This window comes from Parachlamydia sp. AcF125 (genome assembly GCF_018342475.1).
GTDB lineage: Bacteria > Chlamydiota > Chlamydiia > Chlamydiales > Parachlamydiaceae > Parachlamydia.
The window spans coordinates 80,169-98,299 of sequence record NZ_JAEMUD010000005.1; the positions used below are offsets into that span (position 1 = coordinate 80,169).

The window sequence follows — 18,131 nt, forward strand, 5'->3', positions numbered from 1 at the left end:
AGGGCTGAGAGTGTTCGCTAGTTAACAAAGAGAGGCTATATGCATATTGCATTGTTTCCAAATACGGCAAAAAAACATTCTAAAGACATTGCAATTAGCATTCGCGAATACTTAACGGCTCAGGGCGTTTTTACCATCACCCCAGATGAGGTTGCGGAGGAGATAGGGGCTATTCCCTTATCAAGTATCAACCCGGAAAGGATCGACTTCATTATTTCATTGGGTGGCGATGGGACCATTTTGCGGCAAATGCACCGGTACCCCCATTTGATAGCTCCTATTGTAGGAATCAATTTGGGAAGCTTAGGATTTATGGCAGACATTCTTGTGACAGAAATTTATCCGAGCTTGCAAGAGATTCTCAAAGGAAACTATCAAATCCAGGAACGGATTATGATGCAAGGGCAATCCATGCACCATGAAGTGTGTTTTGCTGTCAATGAAATTGTCGTGCACCGCGCCCAAAATCCAGGGCTTATTGACATCGGGGTTCACGTCAATGGGCTGTATCTCAACACCTTCTCAGCAGACGGATTAATTTTATCTACCCCTAGCGGCTCTACCGCTTATTCCTTAGCAGCAGGAGGCCCTATTTTAACCCCAGATTTGAATGCCTTTGTTTTGACTCCTATCTGTCCCCATACGATTTCGAATCGGCCCATTGTGTTGGCTTCTAATCGGGATATTCAAGTTCAATATCTAAGTGAATACGCACCAGTTGAGATTATTTTCGATGGTTTCACTCGTTTTACCATGGCGACAGGAGAAGCGTTACATGTCAGTTTATCTCCTCGGCTTTTTCGCTTAGTTTGTTTGCGAAATCACGATTACTTTTCTACTTTGCGAACTAAGCTCGGTTGGGCTGGTAAATTAAAAGCTTGATTCTGTAAGGCTTTCTTCCATTTAGGTCTGCCAGAGTTAGCAAACCGCCTCTAAAATCAACGTGCTTGTCTTTAAGAAACTTAAAAATTTGTTTAGGCTAAAATGAAAACTAAAAAAAGACTTTTTAACTAGCTGGAAGCCATCTCCTTAAGAAATTGTTAAAAATAAAATTTTACGATTTTGGAAAATTATTGTGGCAGAATTAATGCGTAACTCGTATTTAAAAGAGATAAAACCTTTCTTATTGGTCAGTCATAGCCGGTAAACTTTCAAGGGCACTGAGCAAAATTGATCGAGAAGGGAAGAAAGAGGATAATGCATTTTATCGAGCTCAAACTCTAACTTAAGGAGAGTCGTATGAAGAAAAAAATTGCCTCAGCATTCGCTTTAGGCTTAACAGCGTTTGCTTTGACAAGCTGTAGCTGTTACAGCGATCCTTGCAGTGACCCTTGTCCAAAGCCCTGCTATACCCGTCCAGAATCTCCAAAACCATGCTGCCCACGACCAGTGCCAAGAGCTTGCCCAGCACCGGGTGAAAATGCTTATTAATCTTTTATGTGGTAGCCATGCCCATTTTTAGCATGTTATTGATAAATGTTGTCAAATAATTTTTCGCAAGAGATGAGGAACTTCTAGTTCTTTAAAGAAAATTTCAAGCCTTAGGAGACAGTATGAAAAAATTATTAACTTCTCTTTTAGCATCAGGAATTGCAGCTATAGCTTTAACAAGTTGTTTCTGTGACTATAATTCTTGCTGTGATTCTTATCCAAGCGATAATTACCGTCCATGCCCTGTGCCAAAAGGAAATGTGGATTCCCCACGTCCTCATATTTGGGATAATAGCTGTGGCAATTCAAGTAATTACGAATATTAATTTTCTGCTGAAATAGATTTTGCTTAAATAAGGGCGAATTGTTTCTTTTTTTTGATAAAATTATTTAAAAAGCAACCTTAAGTCCAAGTTTAAACAAAAATTAAGTCAAATTCTCGCCAAACCAAAAGCAAATTCAAAAATGCGGACAAGGTGACAGTGAAAATGACTGAAAACAGATTGAAAATTCTACCAAAGACGTTAAAAAAGGAGTCTTTATAATGAGAAAACAACTAGGAGTGATCACCTCGTTGCTTTTTTTGTGCGCAACAGCTTTTCTCGGAACTGCTCATGCTAGCAGCAGTTATCCAGTAGATGGGCAACAATCTTACGGTCAAGGCTATGAGCAATCATACGTACCAGCTTACAAGCAGTCTTCTAGCCCAAGACGTGCTTACCATCAGTCAAGAACAGGACATGCATCCCGATCAGCACGTTCACAGTCTGCTTCGGCATGCAAGCCTGTTTGCACTCCTCCCCAAGCGGCTCGCTGCGAAGAGAGGACAATCGTAACTTGCCGTCACCCAAACCAAAATAAATTGGTTTGCCTTGATGGAATTACAGTAACAGCACGCAATCCAAAGATGTGCATGCTAGGGGAACAATATCCTCTGGAATTTGACGTCCAAGCTTGCGATGATGTGTGTGATGTAGTGGTCACTACCCATCTTCCAGAAGGTGTTTCTTTTGTACGTAGCATTCCTGAAGCGAAAGTAGACGGAAACAAGCTTGTATGGGAGATCGGCTCAATGGAAAAAGGGCAGACCATTACAGCAAAAGTATGGGTAAAGTGTGAACGTGAAGGCGAGCTTTGCGCATGTTTTTGTGCCACAGCTACCCCCGTTAGATTCTGCTCTTTGCTCTGTGCTAAACCCGTTCTGACATGCCACAAGTGTGGTCCAGAAGAAGTTTGCCCAGGTGACCAAGTCAACTATACGATTACTGTGACAAACCGCGGAAGCTGCGCAGCAGAAGAAGTAGTTGTAACAGATAACGTACCAGATGGACTTGAGCATAGCAGCTGCTTACGTACTCTTGCCTACAAAATCGGGACATTAGAGCCTGGCCAAACGAAAAAAATTAATCTAAGCTTTACCGCTGTAAAGCGTGGAGAAGTGTGCAATACAGCAGTTGTAACAGCATGCAATGCTGATACAGTTTCTTGCCAATGGTGCACACAAGTTTGCAAGGAATGTGTTGAGATTACAAAAGTGGGTCCAAAAGAAGTTTCAATTGGCAAAAACGCTGATTACCAAATCACCGTGACAAACTCTGGTGATAAGCCTCTAACTGAAGTGGTAGTTACAGATTGCGCTCCAACTTCAACATCTATTGTTGCAGCAAATGGTGCTACAATTCGGGGCAACCAAGCGGTTTGGAGATTAAAGGAACTTAAACCAGGTGAGAAGGTAACACTTCCCATTTCTTTAACCACATGCACACCAGGATGCTGGGTAAATCGTGTAACTGTGACAAGCAGTCAAAAGTGCACAGCGAGTGCAGAAGCCACAACTCGATGGAAAGGGCGCCCAGCTCTTCACATGAGCATCACCGATACTGAAAATCCAATTTGCATTGGCGAATCAACAACCTACTTCATTTCAGTCACTAACCAAGGTTCTGAAGCAGACAGCAACGTCGCTGTTGTTGTACGCTTCCCTAAAGAAGTGACACCGACTGCTGTAGTTGGCGATTCAACAGGCACAGTATCTGGTCAAACAGTTACTTTTGCTCCTGTAGCTAATTTCGCACCTCGACAAACACTAAAATTTAGAATCGATGCGCGAGCAAAAGAATCTGGAGATGCACGTATCATTGCTGAAGTCTCTTCGGATGCCATTAAGACTCCAATTGTGCAGCAAGAGAGCACCATTGTTAACTAATTCTAGTTAATAAGGAGTGTGTGCTAAATAGGGCAAGCCGCAAGGCTTGCCCTTTTTCGTTTTGAGGGTCTGCGTATTCTTATCTAACCTGAATTTTGGGTTTATTTCTTTATCAACCAAAGAGATAAATAAATTTTAATGACAAGTGACCTCTAATGGTTTAAAACATTTGCTTGCAAACGAATGTTTACCACGGGAGGTCAAAAATGGATTTAACTGCGCTGTATTGTCATATAGATGACTTTTGGAAAACCTTTAAACAAGAATGGGACAAGCATCTTATTCATTCAGCAAAGCCTAAGAGAGGACTTGAGCCAGAATTAACTCTGCCAGAAATGATGACGATCATCATTTTATTTCATCGATCGCACTATAGAACTTTTAAACATTTTTACCACTATGTCTGCAATTCTCTTCGCCGAGAGTTTCCCCAGTTAATTAGCTATAGCCGATTTATTTATCTAATGAAAAATGTTTTTGTACCATTATTTGCTTACCTTCTACATCTCAGGGGCACAGTCACAGGGATTGCTTTCATTGACTCTACCTCAATAGCAGTTTGCCATAATAAAAGAATTTCAAGAAACAAAGTTTTTAAAGGGCTGGCTAAGCGAGGCAAAACAACCTCCGGCTGGTTTTACGGCTTCAAACTTCACTTAATGATAAATGATAAAGGCGAAATTCTAGCCTTTCAAATTACTCCAGGAAACATTTCAGATGTTTCTATGCTTGAGACCCTCTCCAAAGATATTTGGGGAAAGCTATTTGGGGACAAAGCTTACCTCTCTAAGGAGAACGGAGAAAGGCTTTTAAAACGTGGCCTGAAGCTATTTACCAGCCTTAGGCCTAATATGAAACAAAAGTTAATCTCTTTAAAAGACAAAATTTTGCTAAGAAAGAGATCCTTAATTGAAACGGTAAATGATCAATTAAAAAATATCTCCCAAATCGAGCATACTCGCCACAGAAGTATAGGAAATTTTCTAGTCAATATGCTTGGTGGAATTGCTGCCTATTGCCATCAACCGAAAAAGCCTTCGTTGAGTTTGAATGATAAGCATAACTCTTTGCTAATTGTCTCTTAAAACCCAAAACTCAGGTTATCTAGCTTGTTTTCGAGGGGTCGGCAAATTGCGAGGATTTATAGCCAATTACCACTGCAGTGCTTATAAAGAGGATAACATAAACTAGCATTGAATTGCCGCTGCAGTGCTAAGAATTTTTTTATGGGAGCAAACTTAATAGGGGTGCTATTCCGTGTTCCCATGCAAAAAAGCATTCAAGGAATTTTATTCCAAATATTTCATAACAGATTGTCCTCCCAATTGACCCTAGTGGCAGGTAGCTGCATTATGCCTACAGGAAGGCTGGCGATACGGTTATGGCTTAAGTCCAGCTTTACTAACTGTTTCAGTTGTCCTATCTCAGTAGGGAGGCTAGTGAGCTGGTTTGGGCTTAAGTTAAGCCATACTAGTTGAGACAGCTGCCCTATCTCTGCAGGGAGGCTAGTGAGCGGGTTACCGCTTAAGCTAAGATCGTTTAGCTGGTTCAGTTGCCCTATCTCTGCAGGGAGGCTAGTGAGCTGGTTACCGCTTAAGTTAAGATGGTTTAGCTGCTTCAGTTGTCCTATTTCTATAGGGAGGCTAGTGAGTTGGTTACCGCTTAAGTTAAGATGGTTTAGCTGCTTCAGTTGTCCTATTTCTATAGGGAGGTTAGTGAGCTTGTTATGGCTTAAGGCAAGATCGTTTAGCTGGTTCAGTTGCCCTATCTCTGCAGGGAGGCTAGTGAGCTGGTTACCGCTTAAGTTAAGATGGTTTAGCTGCTTCAGTTGTCCTATTTCTATAGGGAGGTTAGTGAGCTTGTTACCTCTTAAATCAAGCGCTCGTAGATGGGACAACAGGCCTATTTCTGGAGGTAAATAGGTTAAGCCTGCCATATATAAATCTAGCTCAGTTAAGTTTTGGTAATTTTCTTTTATCCGTTCCTTAAGAAGCTCTCCTTTTTTTTCTAAAGATAAAGATTTAACTTCTTCGCTGTTTAAGTATTCATCCCCACCAGGAAGTTTTTTCCACAGCCAAAGGCGATTAATGTTAAGAAGGTAAGAAGAGTAATTAGCTATCGTTAAATTCTTCTTTTTTTCTATGGCGTGTTGAAATTCCTGAGGAGATAAAGAGCGCGCTAAGCTAAAAACTTGCTTAAAAATTTGATTCACTTTTTCTGCAGAAGTAAGCTTAGATTCTAGTTGGTAAATTTTATCCAATATAGCCGTTTTTTGGATATCATCCTTCAACTGGGGCACATGGATGGCGGCTATTTTTTTATAAAGAGCTGGCATAGCAGCATTAGTTAGCAGAGATCGCCAATTTCTGCAGACCCTAAATAAGGATGGAGTTGCGCAAGCCTCTAAAATAGGACAGAGCAATTCATTGGGCAAGCTTTCTATGGATAAAAAAGAGTTAGAGTTCATTTTTGCCTCTTAAGTTGGGGGTTTTAATCGCTATGTTTTTTTTGTCCAGCCTAAAAAAACTGGGGGGTTATATCGAAGTAAATTCAAAAATTGGTCTCAGGAGTTCCAATTGACCTAAATTTATCCCTGACTCGACTCCTAGTGGATAGAAGATTGAAAAAGCCAAAAATTGCCGACTTAACCTCTTCAAATCCCGAGTAGTATGTATTGTAAATCACTCGCTCCTTCATCCACTTCCATAGCCTCTCAATGGGATTGAGATTAGGACTATAAGGAGGTAGAAAGTGAAGTTTTATCTTTGATGTTTTAAGATACTCCTCCACCAATTGATTTTTATGGTATTTGGCATTATCACAAAATGCGTGCACTATGCTCTTTTGTTATTTCATTGCTCTAATTATAGAAAATTTAAGTATTTCTATATCAACCCCATGAAAACAAACTTGAGGCATTTGTTTCCAAATTTGGTGGATATTCACGCTTTGTGCAATTGACTTCTGAAGCCTTTTTTCCCATGTTTTGCTTTATAAAAGCACATCAGGGTGTATGTGAAGGAATTCTATTCATAGATTCCACAGTCTTAACTGTTTGTCATGTCAAGCGAGCATCTTCACATCGCACCTCCAAAGAACAAGCTAAGTGGGGTAAAACCATCATAGGATGGTTCTTTGGTTTTAAGCTTCATTTAGTCATTAATCATCATGCCGAAATTGTAGTATTTAAATTGACATCAGGCAATATCGATGATCGAAAACTTGTTCCAGATATGGTAAAGGGCTTAAAGGGAAAAGCTTTTACAGATCGAGGGTATATTTCTGAAAAGCTTGTGAATGCCTTATTGAAAACTGGAATCCAGTTGTTTACAAAAGTAAAAAAGAAGATGAGAAACAAATTAATAACAAGCGGAAAATTTAGTTCAAGCTTGCTTGGAGATAGATAAGAAGTTTGAGGAATATTTTCGCTTTACCTTCCGTTTTCTCGAAAAAACAAGTGAATTTCGCCTGTTAGAAAGAAACGGAGAGATAGCGGAGCAATTTCTTGATTTTGCAGATCGGTTTTGCCAAAAAGCTCAAAGCCAACTGCCTTTGGTTGGCTATAATAAAGCAAGGGCTTCTTTAGAAATACTAGGTGAAGAGCTTGCTCAAGAAAGAAAGAGGCTGGAGGAATCCCAGAAAGCAGGGAAGGTTTTCTAGTAAAGCTTGGGTTCTTTAGTTGGTAGAAAAGGAAAAAAGAGGTATAATTTTTTCCTTAACTAACCAGAAAGGACCCAACTATGGCCATCCCCTTAAAAAAATTTCGAGAAGTCGTTTTTGTGCTTCTTTATAGCCAAGACTGTGGCCAAGTGAGCGAAAAAGAGCTTATTGAGCTTGTGATGAAAGAGCTGGCGGTTACTAAAAAGACAGCTTATTTAGCTCTTAAAAAAGTAGAGCTTATCCAAGAAAAAAAAGCTGAGATTGATGATTTAATTGCAAATACGTCGCGTGAATATCGTTTTGAAAGAATTCAAACGGTGGAAAAAAATGTTTTGCGCCTTGGAATCTACGAGATGCTATTTGATGAATCCATTCCTCCCAAAGTTTCCATAGCGGAAGCTATTCGGCTATCGCGCAAATTTAGTACTCCGGAATCAGCCACTTTTGTGAACGCTTTACTTGATCATATTTATCAGACTAAAGAAGGAAATGCCTGCGACAATCAGGCGATTATAAAAAGTGCGGCTGAGCTTGCTCAAACTGAAGAGGTGGTGCAAAAGTTTTTGCAGGCAGCAGAAAGGGGAGAAGTCCTGCGAGCCCCTTTTGAGGGTGAAACTGAGGATGAAAGCGATAGGGAGGAGTGATGGATTTTCCCTTTGCTTGCCAACAAAACAAGCTTTTGAGTACACTCAGTACTCTTGGAATCGGAGGACCTGCACGCTACTATGTGGAAGTCGGGGACATCGCTTCCATGCAACAAATTTTAATGTTCTGCTCCGAGCAAGCTCTTCCTTTTTTTATATTAGGCAAAGGTTCAAATTGCCTATTTGACGATGCCGGTTTTGATGGGGTAGTCATCCACAATAAGATTGGTTTTTTTGAAAATCCCCAAGCTGGGCTTTTCCGTGTAGGAGCGGGTTACAGTTTTTCTCTTTTAGGTGTTAAGACAGCTCGAGAAGGATGGTCCGGTTTAGAATTTGCCTCGGGAATCCCTGCAAGTGTGGGAGGAGCCGTCTTTATGAATGCAGGCGCTAATGGCTGGGAAACCTGCGACTCCCTACTTGAAGTTGAGTATGTGGATGAAAGAGGACAGCTTTGCGTTTTTTCAAGGGAAAAACTTGAGTTTTCTTATCGCACTTCTCCTTTTCAACACATGTCTGGAGCTATTGTCGCAGCTTCATTTTTTTTATCTCCTTTAGATTCTGCTAGACAAAAACAATTTCAAATCTTAGATTATCGCAAAAAAACGCAACCATACGGTGAAAAGTCTGCCGGCTGTATTTTTAGAAACCCACCAGGTGGCCATGCCGGCGCTTTGATTGAACAAACGGGTCTAAAGGGACAAGCGATTGGGGGGGCTAAAGTCTCCTGCATGCACGCAAATTTTATCGTAAATGAGGGTAATGCGCGTGCGCGAGAGGTTTTAGAATTGATTGCTCATATTAAAGAGGAAGTCTTAAAACAGCAAGGTGTGGAGCTTGAAAGCGAAGTACGCTACATCTCCAGCCTTCCAAAAAGCATATAAAAAGAGAAAAAATGGATGATTTCCGTGCAGACATGCATTGCCATTCAACGTGCTCGGATGGGACATGCACTCCAGAAGAATTGGTGGATTTGGCTGCTAAAAATGGTTTGAAAGGTTTATCGATCACGGATCACGATAGCATTAAGGCTTATCAAAGCGCCCTAGAACCTGCAGCAAAACAAGGCATACAATTGCTTTCTGGCGTGGAATTTTCTGCTCAGCAAGATTCTGTAAATGTCCATATTCTTGCCTATGCTTTTGCTTTTCATGATTCGCTGATTGCCGAATTTTGCCAAAAACACACGGTTCGCCGTCTAGAAAGAAATCGAGAAATCTTAGATCTTTTAAGAATGCATCGCATGCCAATGAAAGAGCAAGACGTGTGGGATTTGTCTCCTCAAGGAACTATTGGTCGTCCCCATATTGCTTTAGCCATGATCAATTATGGGTATGTGAAAAGCTTGCAAGAAGCCTTTAAAAAGTATTTAGGAGATGGAAAGCCATGCTTTGCTTCTGGTAAACCTTTCTCAGTAGAAGAAACCCTAGACGTTATCCACAAGGCTAAAGGGCTAGCGATTATTGCCCACCCTCATCTAATCGATCATGCTCCTACGCACAAACGCCTCTTGGAGCTGGATTTTGATGGGATTGAATGTTACTACGGGAAATTCCCAGCACATATGCATGAAAAATGGCTGGAGATTGCTCACAATAAAGATTGGTTGATTTCGGGAGGGTCTGATTTTCATGGAAGTATGAAGCCGGGGCTCAATTTGGGCAATTCTTGGGTAAATGAGGAAATTTTTAATCAGTTTTATAGCCATCTTCAGGCCAATTTAAGGGAGTGTCTATGAGTTATGTAAAGTTGGTTAAGCGTTTATTTGCAGAAACACATATAAGAGGCATGAAGCTTGGTCTTTCAAATTGCCTTCGTTTGCATCACGCCATGGGGCGCCCTTGCGATTCATTTAAATCTATTCACATTGCGGGGACAAATGGAAAAGGATCCGTGACGGCAAAAATCGCAGCGGGCCTGCAAGCTGCCGATTGTAGGGTAGGGCGGTATGTGTCTCCTCATGTTTCGACATTTAGAGAAAGAATAAGCGTAAATGGAGAGATGATTTCTGAGGGCGAAGTTGTAGAGATTTTGGAGCAACTGTTTGCTGTTGCCGATAAAGAAAAAATATTTCCCACCTTTTTCGAGTTTACCACTTTGTTAGCTTTTTGCTTTTTTGCGAGAAAAAAAGTGGACATGGCTGTGCTCGAAGCCGGCTTAGGTGGACGTTTAGATGCCACCAATATTGTCCATCCTATTCTTTCGGTGATCACTTCGATCTCAGCCGATCATACAGAGATTCTGGGCCACACTTTGGAAGAGATTACCAAAGAAAAAGCCGGAATTATTAAATCCCGCATTCCTATTCTAATTGGACCTTCTGTCCCTTATGCCCTGATTCAGCCTCTTGCAGAGAAGTCCAACAGTCCTTTATTTTCGGTTTCAGAAACCTTTGCCAATCCGGAAGAAGAAAATTGCGCAATTGCAAAAAAAGCGCTTCAACAGTTGCAAGTGAAGGAAGAGAATATAGAACAAGGACTTATGGCACGCTTACCTTGCCGGTATGAAAAAATACCAACCAATATCCCCATTTTTTTAGATGTGGCTCATAATCCTGCGGGAATTGAGAGCCTCTTGAAAAGAGCCAGGAAAGATTATCCTGAAATACCCTTTCATATTGTGTGCGGGTTTTCTCGCAATAAAGATGTGCAAATGTGCCTGGATTTGATCGCCCAAAAAGCAAAGCACATTTATCTTGTTTCCTCTAAAGGGGAGAAAGCAGCTCCCGTTTCGCAACTTGAAGCGATTATTAAAACATTTTCAACCTTTCCCGAGGAGATTCATTCCCACCTAAGCATCCAACAATCCGTTAGGCTTGCCGTGCAAAATGCTTCCCTAGATGGAGGAATGGTGATTATTTGCGGAACTTTTTATATCATGCGCGATGCACGCATAGTTTTGGGAATTAATGAACCGGTAGACCCTCTAGAACTGCGTGATTAGAAAGGTCTCTGTTGTATAGCTAAAAAGGGGCAATAACTGCTTGAAAAAGTGTATGGTTATTGGGAGGCAACCTAAAGTTTAGTTTAGTAGCTCGTTGAGTCCAATTTTACTTTCCCATGGAAGATCCAATAAATGGCGATGGTATACGCCAAAACTAGTGGAATTCCAATCAGGGCAATTAGGATCAAAATGCCTAAAGTTTTTTCAGAGGAAGCTGAGTTATAAATCGTCAAACTAAGGCTTGGATCATTAATAGAGCGAATAACATCTGGATAAGTGCCTACAGCGTATAATAACATCAAAAAAATAATATTAAAGCATGAGGAAACAAACGCTAACCCATCTTTCCCTTGATTAATCTCCCGAGGAATATTTGCAATGGCTAACATATTTCCTACAGCAAGTAAAAAGAAAATAGGTCGTTCTTGGATTGTTCTAGTCATATGTGGCATATAGATGAGCGTAGCCATGGTCACCAAAGCATAGGTGATGATGAAAAAAATAATGCATGGATTAATCCAAGCACGGATTTTATCGTGAAGTTCTCCTTCTGTTTTCATCAAAATAAAAATGCCGCCATGCATACAGAACAAGGCGATGGCCATTATTCCAATTAAAAGCGTATAAGGATGAAGAAGAGAAGAGAGATCTCCTGTAAACTCTTTTTGATGATCGAGTGGAATCCCCCTAATCAGGTTTCCCAAAACAATGCCCAATGTCCCTGCAATAACTAAACTTGCAAAACTAAATAACACATCCCACATCCATCGCCACCAGGCCATTGGACGTTTACTACGAAATTCAATCGCCACGGCTCGAAAAATAAGCCCTCCCAAAAGAATCATGAGGGGAACGTAAAAAGCAGAACACAACGTTGCATAGATGTCTGGAAAGCCTGCAAATAGGGCTCCTCCAGCTGTGACCAGCCAAACCTCGTTGCCATCCCAAACAGGACCGATTGAGTTGAGCATCAAGCGCCGCTCTTCATCCTTTTTGGAAAACAAGTGTAGCATCCCTACCCCTAAATCAAAGCCATCTAAAATTGCATAGCCTGTAACCAGGGTGACAAAAACGGTAAACCAAACAAATTCAAGGGAAGAGGCATTAATCATGTTGCAGCTCCTTTACGTAGGCCTGAAGATGATGATAAGGACTTGCGAGATCTTCTTCTATGGGGCCATGCTTGATTTTTTCATTGAGTAAATAAATAAACAAAATAAATAAAAATAGATACACAATCGAAAACATGATAATAGATCCGAGAACTTGATTGGCTGTAACGGATTTGGAAAGCCCTTCTGATATACGAAGTAAGCCTTGCACAATCCATGGATACCTTCCCATTTCGGCAGCCACCCAACCCGCTTCATTGGCAAGTTGAGGAAAGAGGACCGATACCACCATGGAACGTAGCACCCACTTGTTGGTAAACAAGGTTCCTTTCCACCACAGATAAATAGCCACACCACTTAAAAAAAACATGCATCCCCACATTGCAATCATCAAGCGGTAAACTTGAAAGACAATCGAGACATGGGGCCAATCTTTTTCGGGGACTTTATCTAATCCTTGAATTATAGCTGTAGAATCTTTAAAAGAAAGATAGCTTAAGAGCTTTGGAATCGCAATTTGATAATCAACCCGTCTCTCCTTTGGATTCACTATGCCAAAAAGGGTTAGGGGAACTTCGCTTTTAGTCTCAAAAAGTCCCTCAAAAGCAGCAAGTTTGGCGGGTTGGTTGTGTGCAACGCCTCTAGCACTCATGTCACCTAAGATAAACTGTAGGATTAAGGAAACAAAAGCAATGCTTAACGCAATTTTAAGGGAACAGCGAGCAAAATCTAGGTGTTTTTTCTTCAAAAGATAATAAGCCGAAACACTGATGACCAAAAACATGCCTGCCAACCATGCCCCCACAAGAGTGTGAGAGAGCCGATGCATAGAGGATGGATTAAAAACCATGGCCCAAAAGTCGATAATTTCAGCGCGAGCGTTTAGCCCATCACCTACAATGTGATAACCTGCCGGCGTTTGCATCCATGAATTGGCTACCACAATCCAAACAGCGCTGAAATGAGCTCCTAAGCAAACCATAAGAGTGGAAAAGAAGTGTGTCTTGGGTTTCACACGATTCCACCCAAAAAGCATGATTGCTAGGAAACCAGACTCGAGAAAGAAAGCGAAGACACCTTCTGCAGCAAGAGCACTTCCAAATACATCTCCTACGTACCGAGAGTAAGTCGCCCAATTTGTGCCAAATTCAAATTCCATCACAATTCCGGTAGCTACGCCAATTGCAAATGTCAAAGCAAAAATACGTGTCCAGTACTTCCCTATTTGGAGATAAATAGGATTCTTTGTTCTTAGGTAAGCGCTTTCCGCACAAACTAAAAATAATCCTAAACCTATACTTAGGGGAGGATAAATGTAGTGAAACATGATAGTAAGGGCAAATTGAAAGCGGGCGAGTATTTCAACGTCCATTGGATGCGATCTCCTCAATCAGAAGGCTAAAGAAAGCAATCTAAAGAATTTAGGATTTTTTTAGGAAGATGCTTTTTTATTTTAATTAATGTAGTGGGTGAATAGGCAAAGTAAGAAGAGGCATTTAAATGGTGGTGAATATGCTGTCGACCCCTACTTGTTAAAACAAGGATTAGCAAAAAATGCCTTAAGAAACTTAATAGAAGAGGCTTTTAGGCAAAACATTCTAATCAAATACTCTTAGCCCTTTCGACTTGAAAAAAAACTTCATTTGCCGATGGAGCAATGAATAAGAGAGATAGCATTTTAATAAGGAGGGGAGGTTCATGCCTTCTTTTTAGATCTTTCCTCTCCCATTTGCAGTCTATCCTTCTTCTAGAAGAAGATATTGCAAACAAAACAGTTTCTTCGATAGATCTTGGATGTTTGGAAGGTCTAATTGAAAGAGGATTAGCAAAAGGTGATCTCACAAGTTCTTCTACCTAGCCTTTTTTATCAAAAAAGATTCCCTTTGAAAAAACAAACCATTGCCGAGCATTTTATCGAAGGGATAAGAGATGAGCCGTTTGCACCAAAAGCTATTTAAAGTTAACCGCTAAAGAGCAGATTGATTTCCCTTCATACAAGCTATTAAGGAGAGAGCTTAGTTTTTTGAAAGCTTGCCGTTCATCGAAACGAGAAAACGTGGAAGATCTTAAGAATTTTAACGAGCAGGAAAGGAGCGATTATGCATATTATTCATTCATAGCAAGCGATGGGGAAAATTTTGAGTGCTCGTTAATCTCCTTTTTTGCATTATCCTCTTACGAGGAGCCTTGCTTAGCAAAATAGACTTTAAACGACCTTATATTTCTTCTTTTAAATTAGGTTGGATGTGCGCAAGCCTTAGGTTTGTAGAAAAAATTTAAAAGGCTTAATCGATTGTATCCTTTCAGCGGCTCGGATTTTTTTCAAATTTTTTTGCTGAGTGATGAATATTAGACGGTTGCTTACCTATTAAACTAGGAACTAATTCAATCAATTTGCCACTAAATAAATTGTAAAAATAAAACTGAAGTAATAAAGGAATTAAGGTTGATTTCAAATGTCTAAAGCTAAATTAATGGGAATTTTGAACGTCACTCCCGACTCATTTTACGATGGCGGGCGGTATAATGATCCGGAGACGGCTGTGACGCGGGGCCTGCAAATGATAAAGGAGGGCGCTGATATTCTAGATATTGGGGGAGAATCCACACGGCCCGGATCTTTTGCTGTGCCTGAAGCAGAAGAATTAGCGCGCGTGATTCCTGTTATAAAAAAGCTTTGTACCCAAACAACCTGCGTAGTGTCGGTTGACACCATGAAACCAGGGGTCGCCGCTGCTGCAATTGAAGCAGGGGCTTCGTTAATTAATGATGTAGGAGGTTTTAGCCTTCCTTCTATGCAAGAAATTGCCGCAGCATACGATGTGGATATCTGTGTGATGCATATGCAAGGGGAGCCCAGAACAATGCAAAATAATCCTTCTTATCCGGAAGGCGTGGTTGCTCATTTGATGCATTGGTTTGAGAATCGAGTAAATACCTTAAAAAAAAAGGGGATAAAAGAAAATCGGATCATTCTAGATCCAGGCATTGGGTTTGGAAAAACGGTTGATGATAATCTTCAAATTATACAAAATCTATCCTTGTTCAAGTCGATGGGTTTTCGTGTTTTGTTGGGAGCATCACGCAAGTCTTTTCTTTCTAAAATCGTGAATAAAACTTCTGCAGACGTTTTGCCGGAGACCCTTGCTGTCCATGTCATAGGTTTACAGCAGGGAGTCGATATCATTCGTGTGCATGATGTAAGGGAACATCGTGGAATCATAGATCTCATGGAGAGATTTGCTTAAACGAGGTCAGGTTAGATGAATGTATTTCACTTTATGATTCCAGGATTGGAAATCATCATTATCGCTGTAATGGTCTATAGCCTCCTGTCTTTTTTCTGGAATACGCGGGCGATGGATCTGATTTTAGGCCTGCTCGCCTTTGTTGCTGTTTATGGGGGAGCCAAATGGCTTGATTTTCCCGTGGTACAAAAGCTCATGTTGTATTTTATCAATGTGGCTGTGATTGCGGTGTTAATTATTTTTCAGCCTGAGCTTCGCTTAGCATTGTCCAAAATGAGTGTGAAAGGGAAAAAATACCGCGAAATGACTGAATTTGACAAGTTTCTTGATAGTATAGCTCAAACTATTTACCGTTTATCGGAAAGAAGGATTGGCGCCCTTGTGTTATTTGAAAATCAAGATTCCTTAGACGAATTTGCGAATAAAGCTGTTATTTTAAATGCACGGTTCTCTCCAGAATTGCTTGAATCAATTTTTACGACAACTACCCCTTTGCATGACGGTGCAGTGATTATTCGTGGAATGTCAATTTTGTCTGCGGCTACTATTTTACCTTTAGCAGATGATAGTTTACAGCTTTCCAAATCCATGGGAACAAGACATCGTGCGGGTCTCGGAATTAGCCAAATTACAGATGCCCTTATCATTGTTGTCTCTGAAGAGACCGGAAAAGTCTCGATTGCTCGTGAAGGCATTATGACGCGTGGAGTTAAAATGGACCGTTTTAAAGGGATCATTCGCAGTGTGTTTACTCCTCCTAAAACTAAAGTAGAATCAGGTTTTGATTTGATAGGACAGCTTAAACAATGGAATCAGTAAAAGACTTTTTTTTTCATAACTGGGGACGGAAAGCTGTTGCAGTGATTTCTGCCATTATTATTTGGGTTTTCGTCAATCATTCTATCCTTGAAACTAAAACAATCCCCAATGTGCCCGTTAAAATTGTCAACTTAGCCCCTGATAAAACCGTGTTGGGATTGCTCTCCAATGGTATCTTGGAAAGGAGGATGACCCTCACCTTAACTGGGCCCAAAGATATGATTCAAGACCTTGAATCAGGAGATGTTCAAGTTCTTTTAGACGCTTCCACAGCGGACAGTGACGACTGGGTAGTGCGTGTTTCTAAAAAAAACTTAGTGAGTTTGAATCCGGCTATTAATCTTTTACAACACATTACTTCGGTCGATCACTCGGAGTTTGTGATTAAATTGACAAAATTAGTCACCGCAAAAGTTCCCATTTTGGTTATGACTCCCGTGGGTAATCCTCCCGAAGGGTATGAATATTTAGACGTATGGCCACAAAGGCTCATGCATACCTTAAGCGGGCCAAGAGAGGAAATTGAACGTTTAAAAAATAAAGGATTAAAGCTGACATTCAAACTTGATAAAATTACAACGGCTGATTTAGACAAGTTAAGTAATGACCCCTCGCATACTTATGACGATGAAATCAGTTTTGCCGTGCCTGAAAAATGGAAACAGGTTGCCATCCCTTTTCGTCAATATGACACGGAGGAGATTAACGATCCTGAGGCGGCCAATTTGAGGATCGATTTTTTAAGAAAAAAGCTCTTGCCTTTAAAGCAAGAACTTCCTGTACAGATTTTCTATCCGTTTAAGCATAGCGCTGAGATTAACCCGCAAACTTATTTTTTATCTTTTCAGGGCCCCATCCTAGAAAAAAATGGGATTTCAATTTTTTCTGTCCCACTTTATGTAAAGGATGTGAGCCGTTTATTCCTAGATATTATTCGCGATAATTTGCAGATTGTGGTTATAGCTGCTCCTAAGGAAGAGCGAGAGGTTTTGCAATGGAGCGTGGAAATTATTGATGAGCATGCACTAGAAGACACGTATGTTGCTTATTCTATCAGCGGTCTTTCAGGAGATAAAAATGTCTCCCCCCTTTCTTCAAAAAAGCAGGAAGCGTTACTCAGAAAACGGTTTAGAGAATATGCGCAAAGATTAGCCCTTTATGTGACCCCGGATCGCAAATTGGCACTTGATAGCCGTTTAGACGATCGTCAAATTAAAATCCAAATAGGAAAGTAAGAAGTGCCTGCCCAGAGATACTATATTCCTCAGCCTTTTAAGCAAGGAATGCAACTCTCTATGGAAGGACAAGAATTCCATCATCTTGCTCATGTGATGCGCACCCAGGTTGGACAAACAGTGGAAATTGTGAATGGAACAGGTTGGTTTGGACATGCTCTCTTAGAAAGATTGGAAAAAAAGAGAGCGGTTTTTGTGGTCCAAGAAGCAATTCAATATGGAAAGCCTTCATTTGAAGTGATTCTTGCTCAAGCTATTCCTAAAATTAATCGCCTTGATTTTATTATTGAAAAGGGGACTGAATTGGGGATGACTCAATTCTGGCTATTTCCTTCTCAGCGTGGGGAGCGAAAGCAGCTTACGGAGCATCAAATCGATCGAATGCAAGCTCTGACGATCGCTGCTTTAAAACAATGCGGGAGTTTTTATTTGCCCTCTCTTCATCTTAAGCCTTCTCTTGATAAATGGGAAAAAAAGCTTCCCTTCCCCGCCCTTTTTGGAGACATTCATCCAGATGCCCCGTCGGGGATTGAAAAACTTAGAGAGGAGCGTTTTCAAAAGGGAATTATTTTTTTCATTGGGCCAGAAAGTGGTTTCAGTGAAGAAGAAGAGAAAATGCTTCAAGCATTGAATGTGGAAGGGGTAAAACTTCATCCCCACGTCTTAAGGACAGATACTGCCGCTATTGCTGCTCTTTGTGCAATTAGTCAGCAACGACTTTAAAGCATGAAGAACGTATCCTATTTTCGGGATTGCGGCTTCTTAAACAGTCGAGAAAGAGGACGTCTTCGAGTGAGAAGGGGCTCTCTTTTCCTACAATCAGTTAAAATAAAGGA

The 18,131-nt window shown here is 40.7% G+C and carries 16 protein-coding genes and 1 pseudogene; 13 read left to right on the top strand and 4 right to left on the bottom strand.

The window, feature by feature from the left end; all coding sequences use genetic code 11:
- Window positions 1-39: 39 nt before the first annotated feature.
- From PARA125_RS09145 to PARA125_RS09160, 4 genes are all read left to right on the top strand, one after another.
- Window positions 40-882, top strand: coding sequence for an NAD(+)/NADH kinase (locus PARA125_RS09145; RefSeq protein ID WP_213158582.1), 843 nt, complete (start codon window positions 40-42; stop codon window positions 880-882).
- Window positions 883-1,553: 671 nt separating this feature from the next.
- Window positions 1,554-1,757: a hypothetical protein gene (locus tag PARA125_RS09150; protein ID WP_213158583.1), complete on the top strand. Its 204-nt coding sequence runs from the start codon at window positions 1,554-1,556 to the stop codon at window positions 1,755-1,757.
- A gap of 218 nt (window positions 1,758-1,975) precedes the next feature.
- Window positions 1,976-3,637, top strand: coding sequence for an OmcB family cysteine-rich outer membrane protein (locus PARA125_RS09155; RefSeq protein ID WP_213158584.1), 1,662 nt, complete (start codon window positions 1,976-1,978; stop codon window positions 3,635-3,637).
- 206 nt (window positions 3,638-3,843) lie between these two features.
- Window positions 3,844-4,722 (top strand): IS982 family transposase, encoded by an 879-nt coding sequence (locus PARA125_RS09160; RefSeq protein ID WP_213158585.1) that lies wholly within the window; start codon window positions 3,844-3,846, stop codon window positions 4,720-4,722.
- Between the two features lie 218 nt (window positions 4,723-4,940).
- Here PARA125_RS09160 and PARA125_RS09165 read toward each other — a convergent pair whose 3' ends face one another.
- Window positions 4,941-6,104 (bottom strand): leucine-rich repeat domain-containing protein, encoded by a 1,164-nt coding sequence (locus PARA125_RS09165; RefSeq protein WP_213158586.1) that lies wholly within the window; start codon window positions 6,102-6,104, stop codon window positions 4,941-4,943.
- Window positions 6,105-6,187: 83 nt separating this feature from the next.
- Window positions 6,188-6,472, bottom strand: a complete 285-nt coding sequence (locus PARA125_RS09170; protein ID WP_502920600.1) for a transposase — start codon at window positions 6,470-6,472, stop codon at window positions 6,188-6,190.
- Between the two features lie 77 nt (window positions 6,473-6,549).
- Here PARA125_RS09170 and PARA125_RS09175 point away from each other — a divergent pair.
- From PARA125_RS09175 to PARA125_RS09195, 5 genes and pseudogenes are all read left to right on the top strand, one after another.
- Window positions 6,550-7,044 (top strand): annotated as a pseudogene (locus tag PARA125_RS09175) (transposase); the annotation flags it as partial.
- Between the two features lie 333 nt (window positions 7,045-7,377).
- Window positions 7,378-7,941 (top strand): transcription antitermination factor NusB, encoded by a 564-nt coding sequence (nusB, locus tag PARA125_RS09180; protein WP_213158587.1) that lies wholly within the window; start codon window positions 7,378-7,380, stop codon window positions 7,939-7,941.
- Window positions 7,941-8,822 carry a UDP-N-acetylmuramate dehydrogenase gene (gene murB, locus PARA125_RS09185; protein WP_213158588.1) on the top strand — a complete coding sequence of 294 codons (882 nt, stop codon included), beginning with the start codon at window positions 7,941-7,943 and terminating at the stop codon, window positions 8,820-8,822. The genes nusB and murB overlap by 1 nt, the downstream gene beginning before the upstream one ends.
- 11 nt (window positions 8,823-8,833) lie before the next feature.
- The gene (locus PARA125_RS09190; protein ID WP_213158589.1) at window positions 8,834-9,676 is read left to right on the top strand and encodes a PHP domain-containing protein; all 843 of its coding nucleotides are present in this window, start codon (window positions 8,834-8,836) and stop codon (window positions 9,674-9,676) included.
- Window positions 9,673-10,881: a bifunctional folylpolyglutamate synthase/dihydrofolate synthase gene (locus PARA125_RS09195; protein ID WP_213158590.1), complete on the top strand. Its 1,209-nt coding sequence runs from the start codon at window positions 9,673-9,675 to the stop codon at window positions 10,879-10,881. The genes PARA125_RS09190 and PARA125_RS09195 overlap by 4 nt, the downstream gene beginning before the upstream one ends.
- Window positions 10,882-10,964: 83 nt before the next feature.
- Here the strand turns inward: PARA125_RS09195 and cydB are convergent, their stop codons facing one another.
- Together cydB and PARA125_RS09205 are read right to left on the bottom strand one after the other, a co-directional pair.
- Entirely contained in the window at window positions 10,965-11,993 is a 1,029-nt protein-coding gene (cydB, locus tag PARA125_RS09200) for a cytochrome d ubiquinol oxidase subunit II (RefSeq protein WP_213158591.1), read from the bottom strand.
- Window positions 11,986-13,365, bottom strand: coding sequence for a cytochrome ubiquinol oxidase subunit I (locus tag PARA125_RS09205; RefSeq protein WP_213158592.1), 1,380 nt, complete (start codon window positions 13,363-13,365; stop codon window positions 11,986-11,988). Before PARA125_RS09205 ends, cydB begins: the two co-directional genes overlap by 8 nt.
- A gap of 1,084 nt (window positions 13,366-14,449) precedes the next feature.
- Between PARA125_RS09205 and folP the strand changes: the two genes are divergently transcribed.
- Genes folP through PARA125_RS09225 form a run of 4 tightly spaced genes read left to right on the top strand, consistent with a single transcriptional unit; the run spans window position 14,450 to window position 18,018 of the window.
- Window positions 14,450-15,241, top strand: coding sequence for a dihydropteroate synthase (gene folP, locus PARA125_RS09210; RefSeq protein WP_213158593.1), 792 nt, complete (start codon window positions 14,450-14,452; stop codon window positions 15,239-15,241).
- A 15-nt stretch (window positions 15,242-15,256) separates the two neighbouring features.
- The gene (gene cdaA, locus PARA125_RS09215) at window positions 15,257-16,060 is read left to right on the top strand and encodes a diadenylate cyclase CdaA (RefSeq protein ID WP_213158594.1); all 804 of its coding nucleotides are present in this window, start codon (window positions 15,257-15,259) and stop codon (window positions 16,058-16,060) included.
- Entirely contained in the window at window positions 16,048-17,295 is a 1,248-nt protein-coding gene (locus tag PARA125_RS09220; protein ID WP_213158595.1) for a CdaR family protein, read from the top strand. The genes cdaA and PARA125_RS09220 overlap by 13 nt, the downstream gene beginning before the upstream one ends.
- A 3-nt stretch (window positions 17,296-17,298) precedes the next feature.
- The gene (locus tag PARA125_RS09225) at window positions 17,299-18,018 is read left to right on the top strand and encodes an RsmE family RNA methyltransferase (RefSeq protein WP_213158596.1); all 720 of its coding nucleotides are present in this window, start codon (window positions 17,299-17,301) and stop codon (window positions 18,016-18,018) included.
- Window positions 18,019-18,131: the final 113 nt, after the last annotated feature.

Bases quoted from the DNA above. Each gene is read 5' to 3' on its own strand.
- PARA125_RS09145 (WP_213158582.1), top strand. From the start codon at position 40: ATGCATATTGCATTGTTTCCAAATACGGCAAAAAAACATTCTAAAGAC.
- cydB (WP_213158591.1), bottom strand. From the start codon at position 11,993: ATGATTAATGCCTCTTCCCTTGAATTTGTTTGGTTTACCGTTTTTGTC.
- murB (WP_213158588.1), top strand. From the start codon at position 7,941: ATGGATTTTCCCTTTGCTTGCCAACAAAACAAGCTTTTGAGTACACTC.
- PARA125_RS09195 (WP_213158590.1), top strand. From the start codon at position 9,673: ATGAGTTATGTAAAGTTGGTTAAGCGTTTATTTGCAGAAACACATATA.
- PARA125_RS09190 (WP_213158589.1), top strand. From the start codon at position 8,834: ATGGATGATTTCCGTGCAGACATGCATTGCCATTCAACGTGCTCGGAT.
- PARA125_RS09160 (WP_213158585.1), top strand. From the start codon at position 3,844: ATGGATTTAACTGCGCTGTATTGTCATATAGATGACTTTTGGAAAACC.
- PARA125_RS09220 (WP_213158595.1), top strand. From the start codon at position 16,048: ATGGAATCAGTAAAAGACTTTTTTTTTCATAACTGGGGACGGAAAGCT.
- PARA125_RS09165 (WP_213158586.1), bottom strand. From the start codon at position 6,104: ATGAACTCTAACTCTTTTTTATCCATAGAAAGCTTGCCCAATGAATTG.
- nusB (WP_213158587.1), top strand. From the start codon at position 7,378: ATGGCCATCCCCTTAAAAAAATTTCGAGAAGTCGTTTTTGTGCTTCTT.
- cdaA (WP_213158594.1), top strand. From the start codon at position 15,257: ATGAATGTATTTCACTTTATGATTCCAGGATTGGAAATCATCATTATC.
- PARA125_RS09155 (WP_213158584.1), top strand. From the start codon at position 1,976: ATGAGAAAACAACTAGGAGTGATCACCTCGTTGCTTTTTTTGTGCGCA.
- folP (WP_213158593.1), top strand. From the start codon at position 14,450: ATGTCTAAAGCTAAATTAATGGGAATTTTGAACGTCACTCCCGACTCA.
- PARA125_RS09205 (WP_213158592.1), bottom strand. From the start codon at position 13,365: ATGGACGTTGAAATACTCGCCCGCTTTCAATTTGCCCTTACTATCATG.
- PARA125_RS09150 (WP_213158583.1), top strand. From the start codon at position 1,554: ATGAAAAAATTATTAACTTCTCTTTTAGCATCAGGAATTGCAGCTATA.